Source organism: Mesorhizobium sp. B2-3-12 (assembly GCF_006442205.1).
Classification (GTDB): Bacteria; Pseudomonadota; Alphaproteobacteria; order Rhizobiales; family Rhizobiaceae; genus Mesorhizobium.
Window position 1 is genome coordinate 878,202 of the sequence record NZ_VFVR01000002.1, and the last position, 13,683, is coordinate 891,884.

10 protein-coding genes are annotated in these 13,683 nt (G+C 64.4%); 8 read left to right on the forward strand and 2 right to left on the reverse strand.

The features are described from left to right. Positions 1-24: 24 nt before the first annotated feature. Complete coding sequence (locus FJ948_RS09650; RefSeq protein WP_140703640.1) at positions 25-2,043, reverse strand: thioredoxin domain-containing protein; 2,019 nt, start codon at positions 2,041-2,043, stop codon at positions 25-27. Between the two features lie 88 nt (positions 2,044-2,131). Here FJ948_RS09650 and mnmE point away from each other — a divergent pair, with 88 nt between their 5' ends. The 5 genes from mnmE to FJ948_RS09675 all read left to right on the forward strand — a co-directional run bounded on the left by mnmE (position 2,132) and on the right by FJ948_RS09675 (position 8,235). Then, the gene (mnmE, locus tag FJ948_RS09655) at positions 2,132-3,463 is read left to right on the forward strand and encodes a tRNA uridine-5-carboxymethylaminomethyl(34) synthesis GTPase MnmE (RefSeq protein ID WP_140703642.1); all 1,332 of its coding nucleotides are present in this window, start codon (positions 2,132-2,134) and stop codon (positions 3,461-3,463) included. A 464-nt stretch (positions 3,464-3,927) separates the two neighbouring features. Further along, positions 3,928-5,799 (forward strand): tRNA uridine-5-carboxymethylaminomethyl(34) synthesis enzyme MnmG, encoded by a 1,872-nt coding sequence (gene mnmG / locus FJ948_RS09660; protein ID WP_140703644.1) that lies wholly within the window; start codon positions 3,928-3,930, stop codon positions 5,797-5,799. After that, positions 5,796-6,428: a 16S rRNA (guanine(527)-N(7))-methyltransferase RsmG gene (rsmG, locus tag FJ948_RS09665; RefSeq protein ID WP_140703646.1), complete on the forward strand. Its 633-nt coding sequence runs from the start codon at positions 5,796-5,798 to the stop codon at positions 6,426-6,428. The genes mnmG and rsmG overlap by 4 nt, the downstream gene beginning before the upstream one ends. Before the next feature lie 53 nt (positions 6,429-6,481). Next, positions 6,482-7,282, forward strand: coding sequence for a ParA family protein (locus tag FJ948_RS09670; RefSeq protein ID WP_031240355.1), 801 nt, complete (start codon positions 6,482-6,484; stop codon positions 7,280-7,282). A 65-nt stretch (positions 7,283-7,347) separates the two neighbouring features. Beyond that, the gene (locus FJ948_RS09675) at positions 7,348-8,235 is read left to right on the forward strand and encodes a ParB/RepB/Spo0J family partition protein (RefSeq protein WP_140703648.1); all 888 of its coding nucleotides are present in this window, start codon (positions 7,348-7,350) and stop codon (positions 8,233-8,235) included. A 170-nt stretch (positions 8,236-8,405) separates the two neighbouring features. Here FJ948_RS09675 and holA read toward each other — a convergent pair whose 3' ends face one another. Beyond that, entirely contained in the window at positions 8,406-9,449 is a 1,044-nt protein-coding gene (gene holA, locus FJ948_RS09680; protein ID WP_140703650.1) for a DNA polymerase III subunit delta, read from the reverse strand. Positions 9,450-9,994: 545 nt separating this feature from the next. Here holA and FJ948_RS09685 point away from each other — a divergent pair. Genes FJ948_RS09685 through FJ948_RS09695 form a run of 3 tightly spaced genes read left to right on the forward strand, consistent with a single transcriptional unit; the run spans position 9,995 to position 13,591 of the window. After that, on the forward strand, positions 9,995-11,227 hold the full coding sequence (locus tag FJ948_RS09685) for a 3-methyl-2-oxobutanoate dehydrogenase (2-methylpropanoyl-transferring) subunit alpha (RefSeq protein WP_140703652.1): 1,233 nt from the start codon (positions 9,995-9,997) through the stop codon (positions 11,225-11,227). Positions 11,228-11,230: 3 nt separating this feature from the next. Beyond that, the gene (locus FJ948_RS09690) at positions 11,231-12,244 is read left to right on the forward strand and encodes an alpha-ketoacid dehydrogenase subunit beta (RefSeq protein ID WP_140703654.1); all 1,014 of its coding nucleotides are present in this window, start codon (positions 11,231-11,233) and stop codon (positions 12,242-12,244) included. 18 nt (positions 12,245-12,262) lie between these two features. Then, positions 12,263-13,591, forward strand: a complete 1,329-nt coding sequence (locus tag FJ948_RS09695) for a dihydrolipoamide acetyltransferase family protein (protein ID WP_140703656.1) — start codon at positions 12,263-12,265, stop codon at positions 13,589-13,591. Positions 13,592-13,683 lie beyond the last annotated feature (92 nt).

Sequence of the window (13,683 nt, forward strand, 5' to 3'; positions counted from 1 at the left end):
GCGCTCTGACATCTGGCGGCGAAATTAGGTTCGCCGCAGCAATCCTTCCAACTCACCCGGATCCGTAACCACCGGCAGGCAAACCTGGCCGGTGCAGAGCCAAGCGCCGCGCCGGTTTGTCGGCGGCAGGATTCCGCCGGGCAGCAAGGGTCGATTCGCTGCCGTACCGATCGGCACCACGATATCGACGCGGCGCGGGTCAGGATTTCGATTCGCGACCGGAACGAGTTTTTGATCGTCCTGGTCATCGACGATGACCAGTTTCAGGGGCTCGAGGGCAAGCGCGCAGGCATTGACGATACCGGCTTGCCCATAGGCCTGATGCGCGGCGCGGCCGGCGGCGTGTTCGGCGGTTTTCCAAGCCTTTTCCTGCAGGTCGAGATTGCCGGTGGCGGATGCGAGCCGCAGCTGCGCCTCGATGATCTGGCTGGTGGCCGACGGAATGGCCTCGTCGACATCGCCCCTGATGCGGATCGGCACGTCGGTGCTGTCCGACGCGGTCAGGTAGTAGCCCGTGCCCTGCGCGTCGGCGTGCCAACGGTCGAGTTGTTCCAGGAACTGGCTGGCCTTGTCGACATAACTCCAATCGCCCGTGGCTTCGAACAGCGAGATCGCCGCATTGGCCATGGCGGCATAGTCGTTCGACAGTGCGGGAAACAATTTCCGGGCGCCGAGCATGGAATGCGGCAAGCGATTGTCGCGGCTTGCGGCATCGATATGGGCGAAAGCCCTTGCCGCGGCCTGGATCCAGTCCGGCCGGGCCAGGGAACGGCCGGACTCGGCGAGCGCGGCGATCATCAGGCCGTTCCAGTCGGTCAGGGTCTTTGCGTCGAGGCCTGGCCTGACGCGCTCTTCGCGAACAGCGAGGAGCCTTGCCTTCAGCGGGATCAGGCTTTCGCGGTGCGCGACGCCAAACGCCTGCTGGGACAAGGTCTGATGGACCACCGGCTTGCCTTCCCAGCCGGGCCGGCTGGAGAGCTTGAAGTATTTGAAAAACAAGGTTGAATCGTCGCGAAGGACGGAATCGATCTCTTCCCTGCTCCAGGTGTAGAACAGCCCTTCCTCGCCATCGCTGTCGGCGTCGAGACTGGCGGCAAAGGGGCCGCCATCGACGCGCATTTCGCGCAGCAGCCAGTTGACCGTGTCTTCGATTCGTATCCGGAACAGATCGTTGCCGGTCGCCGCGAAGGCCCAGTTGCAGAAGCGGATCAGCTGCGCGTTGTCGTAGAGCATCTTCTCGAAATGCGGCACCAGCCACTCGGCGTCCGTCGAGTAGCGGCTGAGCCCGCCGCCGATGTGATCGTAGATGCCGCCGGCGAGCATATGTTCGAGGCTGGCGAGAACGTCGTCGCGATGCGCGGCATTGCCGTCGCGCAGCCAGGACAGCCACAATGTTTGCATGAACGGCGCGTTGGGGAATTTCGGCGCGCCGGCGAGGCCGCCGCGATCGCGATCGATCATGCCACTGACGCGGCCGGCGAGATCGGACAGCGTATCGCGATCGAGAAGCGCCTTGGCATGCGTGGCCGAGAGCCGCGCCTCGACATGGGAGGTCAGGCCGTCGGCGCTCTGGTGCAGGCTCGCCCGCTTTTCGCGCCAAGCCTTGTCGACCGCTTCCATGACCTGGATGAATCCTGGGCGGCCATAACGCGGCTCGCGCGGGAAATAGGTGCCGCCCCAGAACGGCTTGCCGTCGGGCGTCAGGAACATGGTCAGCGGCCAGCCGCCCTGCTCGCCCATCGACGACAGGGCCGCCATATAGATCTGGTCGATGTCGGGGCGCTCCTCGCGGTCGACCTTGATATTGACGAACAGACGGTTCATGACGGCGGCGACGTCGTCATTCTCGAAGCTTTCATGGGCCATGACATGGCACCAGTGGCAGGCGGCATAGCCGATGGAGAGCAGGATAGGCCGGTCCAGGGCCTTTGCTTCATCCAGCGATGCGGGCGACCATCCCCGCCAATGCACGGGATTGCCGCTGTGCTGCCGCAGATAGGGGCTGGCCTCGTCGGCAAGCAGGTTTTGCGCGGGCAATGTCACGATGGCCAACTTTCGGGGGCAAGTCGTTTCGGGGCGGTCCAAAGGTCGGTGATGAGCGGAAGCTAGGGCGGTTCGGTAGAGCGGGCAAATGATTTCAGGCGATTCGATCGTGGCGCTGTCGAGCGGCCGGCTCCCCGCCGGCGTCGCGGTGCTTCGCATATCCGGCCCACGGACTCGATTCGTTATCGAAACGATCGCCGGCGGCATGGTCAAGGAGCGCAGCGCGGTTCTGCGCAGGTTCATGGCGGCGGATGGAACGCTTGTTGACACCGGGCTGGTCGTCTTCTTCCCCGGTCCTGCCAGCTTTACCGGCGAGGATGTCGCCGAGTTCCACGTCCATGGCGGCCGCGCCGTGGTGGCCAGGATGCTTGAGACAATCGCCGGATTTGAAGGCGTCAGGCACGCCGAACCCGGAGAATTCATGCGCCGTGCCTTTCTCAACGGCAAGGTCGACCTGGTCGAGACAGAAGCGCTGGCGGACTTGGTCAACGCCGAGACCGAAGCGCAGCGACGCTTTGCCGTGCAGAATGCCGAAGGCGCACAGAGCGCGCTTTATCTCGGTTGGCGGCGTCGCCTGATCCATGCGCGGGCCATGATCGAGGCGGAGATCGACTTCGCCGATGAGGAGGACGTGCCGGGTTCCGTTTCGGATACGGTCTGGTCGGATGTGCGGTCGATGATCTCGGAGATTGACCGCCAGATAGCTGGGTTTCATGCCGCCGAAATCATCCGCGACGGCTTCGAGGTCGTCATCCTTGGCGCGCCGAATGCAGGCAAATCCAGCCTTTTCAATGCGTTGGCGCGGCGCGATGCCGCTATTGTAACGGATGAGCCCGGCACCACCCGCGACCTGCTCGAGGTGGTGCTGGACCTCGAAGGCCTGCGTGTCAGGCTGACCGATACGGCCGGGTTGCGGGATGCGCCGGGAAAGGTCGAGGCGATCGGCATCGAGAAAGCGCGCAGCAAGGCGGATCGTGCCGATCTCCTGTTGCTGCTGGAAGACATCTTGTCTCCTACGGAAATAGGCACGATCCCGGGCAAGGCACCGCTGTTGAGGGTTGGCACCAAGCTTGACCTGGTGAGTCACGACCGAGTGGGTAATGCACCCGATCGGTATGATCTCGTCATCTCAGTTCTGGATGGGACTGGCGTGGAGGCTCTGCTAGCGGAGATTGGCAGGCGGGCGGCGGATGCGGCGGGAAACGTTGGCGATGTTCTACCGTCCCGCCTACGCCATGTCGAACTGCTCAGCGACGCAAATCGCCATCTTCTTCTAGCGACTGATGACCAGGACGCCGGGCAGGAACTGCGCGCCGAGGAGTTGCGGTTGGCCGCTGACCGGCTGGGCCGAATCGTTGGCGCCATTGACGTCGAGGATATGCTCGATGTGATTTTCGGTCAGTTCTGTATCGGAAAATGATTCACGTGAAACAATGACTTGTTGAAGAAGGGCTGGCAGGTGTCGGAACCTCTACGGCTTCGTCATCCTAGGGCGGAGCGAAGCGACCCAGCGCAGGCCATAGGATCCATGCCGCGACTTTCGAGCGTTGCCACCATGCAGATTCTGCCGCTGCACCCATCACCAACGTCCCGGAATGGATCCTCGGGTCTTCGCGTCGGAGCTTCGCTCGTGCTCCGCCCGTGGATGACGAAGCCGTGTAGGCTTTCGGCAACCGTTGACCTGACACACGTGAAACGTACTTGGCCGTTTGGACTGCGAGCTTCGACGGACTCACGTGAAACATTCTGGGGTGTGGTTCACGTGAAACGCGCACCGAGCCTCGATTTGCCTGTTTCACGTGAAACGTCGCGCGTAAGTTTTCTTGACAGCTTCGCCTCGTGGGGACATGTGTCCCTCACCCTTCGAATCCAGGACATTTGGAAATGACCGATCACTATGATGTGGTTGTGGTGGGCGGTGGCCATGCTGGTTGCGAGGCGGCCAGTGCCGCCGCGCGCGCCGGCGCCAGCACCGCGCTGGTAACGCTGCGTTTCGACACGATCGGCGTCATGTCGTGCAACCCGGCGATCGGCGGTCTCGGCAAGGGACATCTGGTACGCGAGATCGACGCCATGGACGGGCTGATGGGCCGTGTGGCCGACGCTGCCGGGATTCAGTTCCGTCTGCTCAACCGCCGCAAGGGGCCGGCGGTACGTGGACCGCGCACGCAGGCCGACAGGAAGCTCTATCGCCTTGCCATGCAGGAAGCGATTCGGCAGCAGAACGATCTCGACGTCGTCGAGGGCGAAGTGCTCGATTTCGAAATATCCGATGGGAAGATCGCCGCGGTTCTGCTGGCCGAGGGCCGGCGGCTGGCCTGCGGCGCCGTGGTGCTGACGACGGGAACCTTCCTGCGCGGTCTCATCCACATCGGCGACAAGAAGGTTGTCGCCGGCCGCATGAACGAGAAGGCGAGCATGGGATTGTCGGCGACGATGGACCACGCCGGCTTCAAGCTCGGGCGGCTCAAGACCGGCACGCCGCCGCGGCTCGATGGGCGAACCATCGACTGGGCATCGCTCGACAGTCAGGCGGCGGACGAGGATCCCGTGCCGTTCTCGCTGATGACCGACCGTATCACAACGCCGCAGATCGATTGCGGCATCACGCGCACGACCACGGCGACGCACGAACTGATCCGCGCCAATCTTGGCCGCTCGGCCATGTATTCCGGCTCGATCGAAGGCGTCGGGCCGCGCTATTGCCCGTCGATCGAGGACAAGATCGTCAAGTTCGGCGATCGCGACGGGCACCAGATCTTTCTCGAACCGGAAGGGCTTGACGATCACACCGTCTACCCAAACGGGATTTCGACCTCGCTGCCGGAAGACGTTCAGCTCGACATCCTGAAGACCATTCCCGGGCTGGAGCGTGCGGTCATGCTGCAGCCCGGCTATGCCATCGAATATGATCACGTCGATCCGCGCGAACTGCATCAGACATTGGAAACCAGGCGCGTCGCCGGACTTTATCTCGCCGGGCAGATCAACGGCACGACGGGCTATGAAGAGGCTGCCGGTCAGGGTCTGCTCGCCGGCCTCAATGCGGCGCGACGTGCCGGAGGCGGCGAGCAAATCGTGCTCAGCCGGACCCACGCCTATATTGGCGTGATGGTCGACGATTTGACCAGCCGCGGCATCAGCGAGCCTTACCGGATGTTCACTTCGCGCGCCGAGTTCCGGCTGTCGCTGCGCGCCGACAACGCCGATGAGCGGCTGACCCCGCTGGCCGACAAGCTTGGCATCGCGTCGGCAGCCCGGATGCAGCGTTACGCCGATGTCATGCGGCGGCTCGACGAAGCGCGCCAGCTGGCGCTTTCGCTGACCATGACGCCGAATGAGGCGGCAAGGCACGGTCTGGAGATCAACCGCGACGGCGTGCGCCGGTCCGGCTTCGAACTGCTGGCCTATCCCGGTGTCGACGTGGCCTGGCTGGCCGGGGTCGAGCCGAGATTCCGCGACATTGACGCCAAAACCGCTGAGCGGCTCGAAACGGAAGCGAAATATTCAGTCTATCTCGATCGCCAGAGCACGGATGTCGCGCAAATCCGGCATGAAGAGGCGCGGCTGATCCCCGAGACGGTCGATTTCGCCGGCGTGCCCGGACTGTCCAATGAGCTGAAGCAGAAGATGCAAGCGCGGCGGCCGCGCTCCATCGCGGATGCACAGCGCATGGAAGGCATGACGCCGGCAGCGCTGGCGATCATCGTCGCGCACGTCCGCCACCATGAGAGCGCGCGGAGGAACGTTGCGTGAGCTCTCTTTCCCTGGAGAGCCTGCAGGACGTGGCCGGTCCGGTTTCACGTGAAACATTCGAGCGCCTGATGGCGTTCGAGGAAATGTTCCAGAAATGGAACCGCAGCATCAATCTCGTGGCGCAGTCCACTTCGAGCGATGTCTGGCAGCGTCATATACTGGACAGCGCCCAGCTCGCGCGAATAAAGCCCAGTGCCACGCGCTGGGTCGACATCGGCTCAGGCGGCGGATTTCCTGGCCTTGTCATGGCCTTTCTGCTCGCCGAACGCCCGGGCGCCAGCATCGATCTGGTCGAAAGCAACCGCAAGAAGGCTTCGTTCCTGCAGACCGTCATCGGTCAGTTCGGCCTGCCGGCGCGGGCCGTGGCGCGCCGCATCGAGGACAGCCATGCGCTTGTTTCGACGCCGCAAATCGTCACGGCGCGGGCGCTGGCCTCGCTTTCGGTGCTACTCGACCTGTCCGCGCCATGGCTGATTTCGGGCGGGCGCGGATTGTTCCACAAAGGCCGGGATTACCGCGCCGAAGTGCAAGAAAGCGTTAACCGGTGGACCTTCGATCTGGTAGAACATCCAAGCGTGACCGACGCCAGCGGCGTCATCCTCGAATTGTCCAATGTGCGGCCTGTCTGAACCGACCGGCCTGATTATTCGGCGACCCAAAGATGAATTTCTGGCATAAGCCCATGATGAAGAACGGCCCTCGAATCATCACCGTAGCCAACCAGAAGGGCGGTGTCGGCAAGACGACCACCGCCATCAACCTGGCCACCGCGCTGGCGGCGATCGGTGAGAAAGTGCTGATCGTCGACCTCGATCCGCAAGGCAATGCCAGCACCGGCCTCGGCATCGATCGCAAGGACCGGACGGTCTCGTCCTATGATGTACTGACGGGCGAACTCGAGCTGGAAGCCGCGGCCATTCCGACCGCGGTGCCCGGCCTGTCGATCGTGCCCTCGACACTCGACCTGCTCGGCATCGAGATGGAGATCGCCTCGGCGCCCGACCGGGTGCTCAAGCTGCGCAATGCGCTGCGTGCCGCGACCGAGCGCGGGGCGCCTTTTGGCTACGTGCTGATCGATTGCCCGCCCTCGCTCAATCTTTTGACCTTGAATTCAATGGCGGCGGCTGATTCCGTTCTCGTGCCGCTGCAATGCGAGTTCTTCGCGCTGGAAGGTCTCAGCCAGTTGCTCGAAACCGTCGAGCAGGTGCGCCGCTCGATCAATCCCGATCTCACCATCCAGGGCATCGTGCTGACCATGTATGACGGCCGCAACAACCTCGCCAACCAGGTGGTGCAGGACGTGCGCGAGCATATGGGCGACAAGGTCTACGAAACCATCATCCCGCGCAATGTGCGCGTGTCGGAAGCACCGTCCTATGGCAAGCCGGCGATCCTCTACGACCTGAAATGCTCGGGCAGCCAGGCCTATCTGCAACTGGCCTCCGAAGTGATCCGCCGCGAGCGTAAATTGCGCGCCGCTTGATAGGCCACACAGGGCTTAACAGCCGATTCGATACCGAAACGATCTGAAATAGACATGGAATAAAGATGAACGAAGATCTCTCGAGGAAAAGACTGGGTCGCGGGCTGGCAGCCTTGATCGGCGAGATCGATCGCCCGGCCGCACCGGAAAAGCCCGGCATGAGCGCCGACGGTAAGGTGCCGATCGAGTTCATCAGCGCCAATCCGAAAAATCCGCGCCGGCATTTCGGCGATGCCGAACTCACCGACCTCGCCCAGTCGATCCGCGAGCATGGCGTGGTGCAGCCGGTGGTGGCGCGGCCGTCGCCCACCCAGGCGGGCCGCTACGAGATCATCGCCGGCGAGCGGCGCTGGCGCGCGGCGCAGCGCGCGGGGCTGACCGAGATCCCGGTCATCATCCGTGATGTCAACGACCGCACGGCGCTGGAACTGGCGATCATCGAGAACGTCCAGCGCGCCGACCTCAATCCGGTCGAGGAGGCGCAGGGCTACCAGCAGCTCATCGACGACCATGGCTACACCCAGGCCGATCTCGGCCAGGTGATCGGCAAGAGCCGCAGCCATGTCGCCAACACGTTGCGGCTGCTGAAACTGCCCGACGTGATCCGCGACATGCTGGTCGACGGCGCGCTGTCGGCGGGCCACGCCCGCACGCTGGTGACCGCGGAGGACCCGGCCGGCCTTGCCAAGCGCATCGTCGAGGAAGGCCTTTCCGTGCGCCAGGCCGAAGCGCTGGCGCAAATGCCGGCCGGTCCGACGCCGGCCAAGCCGAAGCAGGCACAGGCCGTGCCGGAAAAGGATACCGACACGCTGGCGCTGGAAAAGCTGATGACCGATACGCTCGGCATGATCGTGGCCATCGATCACAGGGGCAAGGGCGGCGAGATTCGCGTTTCCTATCGCTCGCTGGAGCAGCTCGATGAGCTGTGCCGGAGATTGAAGCAGGAACGGTAATTAGCCGGCGAATATTGCTGTTGATCTGAGCGTTGGCGCCGCCCCTCATCCCCCTGCCGGGATCTTCTCCCGTATAGTCACGGGGAGAAGAGGCTGAGTGAATTGAGCGCCATGATCATGAATTGACCAATGGAGGCAGCGCTCGGCGCCGAAAAGGGAAGATCGCTTTCCTACCTTTGCCCCAGCCGCGCGCTTTCCACGGCGATCCCAAGCAGCGCTTGCCGTGCCAGCGCGACCGACAGGTCCGGCCGGCGCCGCGTCTGCAACACCGCGGTCTGCAGGCGGGTCAGCGCGCGGCCGAGTGCTTCGCTGTTCCAGCGCTCCAGCGTCTTCTCCACCAGCTTGCGCCTGGAGAAAAAGACCGGCGGCCGCGCCGCGGCAACGACGGAAGCCGCGTTACGGCCGCCTGAGTCCATCTGGCCGCGCATGACCTGGATCTGCTGCAGCTGCCGCATCGCCGAGGACAGCACCAGGAAGGGCGGGCCGCCACCCTGGCAATGGCGGGTGAAGGCGGTGTCGAAGTCGCCGACCTTGCCTTCCAGCAGCGCGTCGACGGCGTCGTCGAAGGAGGCGCCGGACACGTCCCCGGACATGGCCCGCACCTCGTCCAGCCCGATTTCCTTCTGGCCGTGGGTGTAGAGGATAAGTTTTTCGATCTCGCCGCGCGAGGCCAGCCGGTCGCCGCCGAGATTGCGGCGCAGCGCCTGCCTCGCCGCCAGCGTCATCGACATGCCGGCCTTGCGCAGCTCGTCGTCGATGACGGTATCGATGTCGCGGGCTTCGTCGGCATAGCAAGGAAGCGCCATGGCGGTGTCGGCGCCCTCGACCACGGCGCGCAGCCCGACGCCTTTCTTCAAATCGCCGGCTTCAATGAGAATGATGGCATCCCGCGCCGGCTCCGCCGTCAGCGCCTTGACGTCGTCGGCCAGTGCCTTCTGGCCGGTGGCGTTGCGCACCCAGAGCAGCCGAAGGTCGGAAAACATCGGCACGGTGCGGGCTTCGTCGAGCAGCCGGCCCTCGTCGCGGTCGACCTCGGAGCCCTCGAGCCGAACGACGGAGAAGGGATCGTCGAGCGGCAGCCCGGTCTTGCCGGCAAAGGCCTTCGCCCGCTCCGAGACCAGGCCGCGGTCGGGGCCGTAGAGCAGGACGATCGAGATGCGCGGATCGGGCCGCGCCAGCCAACCGTCGACCTCGAAAGCTTTCTTCTGTGCCATGGAGGGTGGTTAGCATGACGCGGGGAAGGCTTCCAGCTTGGGTTCCTCTCCCTTGGAGGGCAAAGGAAAGGCGCAAGCTCGCCAGTCCTGGCTCCCTTCCTCTCTCTCCGGAGGGGGGAGAGGTGGCCCGGCGAAGCCGGGACGGAGTGGGGGAAGCCATCCCCAACCGCGCTGCCGCTGGCAGTCATCACAGAACCTCAATCAGGGCGAGGCGTCGTCCCGGCCAGAAACAACAACGCTCGAGCTAGGTCGACCCCCCGATCGACGGGGGAGAGGAAGGGCGCCAGGGTTGGCGAACCCCAAGTAGTTCCAATCAATCGCCTTATCTGGCGACAAACACGGCGCAACCATTCGCCAAATTGCGTGCCGCCGCTCAACATCGACAAGAAATTTCGCGGAGATATCTTCATCTTGGGCGCGGGAGGCCGGATCGGCCGGCGTGGCCGGAACCGATGGCTGAAGGGCTTGCCCCGCGAATTCGCAGTGGCCTGGACGCGCGGATGTGCGAATATCCGCATCCGGGCAACATTGGAGGATCTGAGGTCATGGCCGATGCTGGGATGTTGCGGTTTCACGTTCCGGAGCCGGAAGTGCGGCCGGGCGGCACGCCTGACTTTTCCAACGTGACCATCGCCGAGGCCGGCTCGGTGCCGCGCCCCGACATTGATGTCGATCCGCGCACGATCCGCGACATGGCGTTTTCGATCATCCGCGTGCTGAACCGCAACGGCGAAGCCGTCGGGCCGTGGGCCGGGCTGCTGTCCAGCGAGGAATTGCTGGAGGGCCTGCGCAACATGATGACGCTGCGGACCTTCGATGCGCGCATGCAGATGGCGCAGCGGCAAGGCAAGACGTCCTTCTACATGCAGCATCTGGGTGAGGAAGCGGTGAGCTGCGCCTTCCGCAAGGCGCTCAAGCCGGGCGACATGAATTTCCCGACCTATCGGCAGGCCGGCCTGCTCATCGCCGACGGCTATCCGATGGTCACGATGATGAACCAAATCTATTCCAACGAGACCGACCCACTGAAGGGCCGGCAGCTGCCGATCATGTATTCGTCGAAGGAGCATGGCTTCTTCTCGATCTCCGGCAATCTGGCGACGCAGTACATCCAGGCGGTCGGCTGGGCGATGGCATCGGCCATCTCGAACGATTCGAGGATCGCCGCGGCCTGGATCGGCGACGGCTCGACCGCGGAGTCCGATTTCCACTCGGCACTGGTGTTCGCCTCCACCTACAAGGCGCCCGTGGTGCTCAACGTCGTCAACAACCAGTGGGCGATCTCGACTTTCCAGGGCATCGCGCGCGGGGGCTCGGGCACTTTCGCGGCGCGGGGGCTCGGCTTCGGCATCCCGTCGCTGCGCGTCGACGGCAATGACTATCTGGCCGTCCATGCTGTGGCCAAGTGGGCGGCCGAGCGGGCGCGCAACAATCTCGGGCCGACGCTGGTCGAATATGTCACCTACCGCGCCGGCGCTCATTCCAGTTCGGACGACCCCTCCGCCTACCGGCCGAAGACCGAGTCCGACGCCTGGCCGCTGGGCGACCCGGTCATGCGGCTGAAGAACCATCTCATCAAGCTCGGCGTCTGGTCCGACGAACGGCACGCGCAGGCCGAGGCCGAAATCCTCGATACGGTGATCGCGGCGCAGAAGGAGGCGGAAAGCCACGGCACGCTGCATGCCGGCGGCAAGCCGTCGACGCGCGAGATGTTCGAAGGTGTGTTTGCCGAAATGCCGCCGCATCTCAGGCGCCAGCGCCAGCAGGCGGGAGTCTGAGCCATGCCAAGACGGACCATGATCGAGGCCATTCGCGACGCCATGGACGTGTCGATGGAGCGCGACAGCAAAGTCGTCGTTTTCGGCGAGGATGTCGGCTTCTTCGGCGGCGTCTTTCGCGTCACGCACGGGCTGCAGGCCAAGTACGGCAAGAGCCGCTGCTTCGACGCGCCGATCAACGAATCCGGCATTGTCGGGTCGGCCATCGGCATGGCTGCCTATGGGCTAAAGCCGTGCGTGGAGATTCAGTTTGCCGACTACATGTATCCGGCCTACGACCAACTGACGCAGGAAGCCGCAAGGCTGCGTTATCGCTCCAATGGCGACTTCACCTGCCCGATCGTGGTGCGCATGCCGACCGGCGGCGGCATTTTCGGCGGCCAGACGCATAGCCAGAGCCCGGAAGCCTTGTTCACCCATGTGTCGGGCCTGAAGACGGTGGTTCCGTCCAATCCCCATGACGCCAAGGGGCTGCTGATCGCGGCGATCGAGGATCCCGACCCGGTGATCTTCCTGGAGCCGAAGCGGCTCTACAATGGCCCGTTCGACGGCCATCATGACCGGCCGGTGACGCCGTGGTCGAAGCATGAGCTCGGCGAAGTCGCCGACGGCCATTACACCGTGCCGCTCGGCAAGGCGGCGATCCGCAGGGCGGGCTCTGATGTCACCGTGCTCGCCTACGGCACCATGGTCTATGTCGCCCAGGCCGCGGCCGAGGAGACCCGCATCGATGCCGAGATCATCGATCTGCGGACGCTGCTGCCGCTCGATCTCGACACGATCGTTGCCTCGGTCAAGAAGACCGGGCGCTGCGTCGTCGTGCACGAGGCGACGCTGACCTCCGGTTTCGGCGCCGAACTCTCGGCGCTGGTGCAGGAAAACTGCTTCTACCATCTGGAGGCGCCGGTGGCCCGCGTCGCCGGCTGGGACACGCCCTATCCGCATGCGCAGGAGTGGGAGTATTTTCCGGGACCGGCCCGCGTCGGCCGCGCTCTCGTAGAAACATTGCAAGCGTAAGAATTGGGGGAGCCTGAGATGGGCGAACACATCATCAAGCTGCCCGATGTTGGCGAAGGCGTCGCCGAGGCCGAGCTTGTCGAATGGCATGTGAAGATCGGCGACATCGTGCGCGAGGACACGGTGCTTGCCGCCGTCATGACCGACAAGGCGACGGTCGAAATTCCGTCGCCTGTCGATGGCGAAATCCTGTGGCTGGGCGCCGAAATCGGCGACACGGTGGCGATCGGTTCGCCGATCGTGCGGCTGAAGGTGGCGGGCGAAGGCAATGTGAAAGCCGCCGGCAAAGACGCGGAACCAACCGCCGAGGCCGAAGCGCCCGCCGAGCCGCCGAGCCCCCAGCCAGAAACCCCACAGTCGCCCAGGGCGACAAAGCCCGCCGAGGCGCCGGCAAAACCCGCACCGCCTGCCGCGAAAACCGTTGCACGGTCCTCGGCCTCCGGCGTGCCGCGCCCGGAAGGCGAAAAGCCGCTGGCGTCGCCAGCCGTCCGCTTGCGGGCGAAAGAGGCCGGAATCGATCTCAGGCAAGTCGCGGGCAGCGGCCCGGCCGGCCGCATCGGCCACGAAGATATCGAGGCGTTCCTGGCGCGCGGACCGCAACCGGCCAAGACATCCGGCCTCGCCCGCAACGATGCGGTCGAGGACATCAAACTGGTCGGCCTAAGGCGCAAGATCGCCGAGAAGATGACGCTGTCCAAGTCGCGCATCCCGCACATCACCTATGTCGAGGAGATCGACGTCACCGCGCTGGAGGACTTGCGCGCCGCGCTCAACAAGGAGAAGCGCCCGGCCAGGGGAGGCGCGGAGAGGACCAAGCTGACGCTGCTGCCGTTCCTGATGCGGGCGATGGTCAAGGCGATCGCGGACCAGCCTCAACTCAATTCGCTGTTCGACGACGAGGCCGGCATCATCCACCAGCATGGCGGCATCCATATCGGCATCGCCGCGCAGACGCCGTCGGGGCTGGTGGTGCCTGTCGTCAAGCATGCCGAGGCGCGCGACATTTGGGATTGCGCCGCCGAGGTGGCCAGGCTGGCCGAGGCGGCCAAGTCCGGCACGGCGACACGCGACGACCTGTCCGGCTCGACCATCACCATCACCTCGCTCGGCGCCATGGGCGGCGTGGCGACGACGCCGGTCATCAATCACCCGGAGGTGGCGATCATCGGCGTCAACAAGATGATGGTGCGGCCGGTGTGGGACGACACGCAGTTCATCCCGCGCAAGATGATGAACCTGTCGTCGAGCTTCGACCACCGGGTGATCGACGGCTGGGACGCGGCGGTGTTCATCCAGCGGATCAAGGCGCTGCTGGAAACGCCGGCGCTGATTTTCGTGGAGGGGTGATGGAATGCTCGCTCATCGTACCATCGCAGCCAGGTCGTTCTGGAAAGTAGACCTGAAGCGCCGCGCTGCCCCTCATTGCCCTGCCGGGCATT

Excerpts from the sequence above, each read along its gene's own strand:
- holA (WP_140703650.1), bottom strand. The coding sequence starts at position 9,449 with ATGGCACAGAAGAAAGCTTTCGAGGTCGACGGTTGGCTGGCGCGGCCC.
- FJ948_RS09685 (WP_140703652.1), top strand. The coding sequence starts at position 9,995 with ATGGCCGATGCTGGGATGTTGCGGTTTCACGTTCCGGAGCCGGAAGTG.
- FJ948_RS09675 (WP_140703648.1), top strand. The coding sequence starts at position 7,348 with ATGAACGAAGATCTCTCGAGGAAAAGACTGGGTCGCGGGCTGGCAGCC.
- FJ948_RS09690 (WP_140703654.1), top strand. The coding sequence starts at position 11,231 with ATGCCAAGACGGACCATGATCGAGGCCATTCGCGACGCCATGGACGTG.
- FJ948_RS09695 (WP_140703656.1), top strand. The coding sequence starts at position 12,263 with ATGGGCGAACACATCATCAAGCTGCCCGATGTTGGCGAAGGCGTCGCC.
- mnmE (WP_140703642.1), top strand. The coding sequence starts at position 2,132 with ATGATTTCAGGCGATTCGATCGTGGCGCTGTCGAGCGGCCGGCTCCCC.
- FJ948_RS09670 (WP_031240355.1), top strand. The coding sequence starts at position 6,482 with ATGATGAAGAACGGCCCTCGAATCATCACCGTAGCCAACCAGAAGGGC.
- mnmG (WP_140703644.1), top strand. The coding sequence starts at position 3,928 with ATGACCGATCACTATGATGTGGTTGTGGTGGGCGGTGGCCATGCTGGT.